The sequence below is a fragment of the Janthinobacterium sp. PSRC1-1 genome (assembly GCF_049897525.1).
GTDB lineage: Bacteria > Pseudomonadota > Gammaproteobacteria > Burkholderiales > Burkholderiaceae_D > Janthinobacterium > Janthinobacterium tructae.
Window position 1 is genome coordinate 1 of record NZ_JAFCWK010000033.1, and the last position, 749, is coordinate 749.

Genomic DNA, 749 nt, shown 5'->3' on the forward strand with positions numbered 1-749 from the left:
CCGATACGCCTGCGCCAGCCGCGCATCGGCACGCGCAAGCTGCATAGCATGCTCGGTGCAGCCTTTTCCCGGGAAAATATCAAAATGGGGCGCGATGGGCTTTTTGATATCTTGCGGCAGGAGCGGCTGCTGGTGCAACCGCAGCGGGCCTATCACAAGACCACGAACAGCCATCACCGCTTCCGGCGCCATCCGAACTTGCTCAAGGAGGGACCGGGGCAAGTGCTTGCCACGCAGCCGGAGCAGGTGTGGGTAGCCGATATCACGTACCTCCCGACCGCCGGAAAATTCGTCTATCTGAGCTTGGTGACGGATGCCTACTCGCGCAAAATCGTGGGCTACCATGTGCACGCGAGCTTGCAAACCGAGGAAGTCAGCGAGGCCCTGAAAATGGCCCTGCGAGCGCGACAGCGCAAGACGCCGCTGATCCATCATTCAGACAGGGGCATCCAGTATTGCTCGACTTACTATCAGGAAATTCATCGTCGTCACGGACTGACTTGCTCCATGACAGATGGCTACGACTGCTATCAGAATGCGCTGGCCGAACGTATCAACGGCATTCTGAAAGGCGAGTTCCTGCTGAATCGACCTGCGGACCTGAAGCAGGCGAGCAAAATGGTGGCGCAATCGGTGCGCATCTATAACCAGGAACGGCCGCATACGGCCTTGCAATACAAAACGCCCGATGCGGTGCATCGGGCGTTTCTACAGCAGTAAATACTGTCAACCTATTTTAGGACTGGACA

General features: G+C 57.3%; 1 protein-coding gene. It reads left to right on the top strand.

The genetic code is table 11. The features are described from left to right. Nucleotides 1-720 (top strand): IS3 family transposase (locus ACP7DW_RS28650; RefSeq protein WP_426057771.1); only part of this gene is annotated, 720 nt, incomplete at its 5' end. Between the last annotated feature and the right edge of the window lie 29 nt (nucleotides 721-749).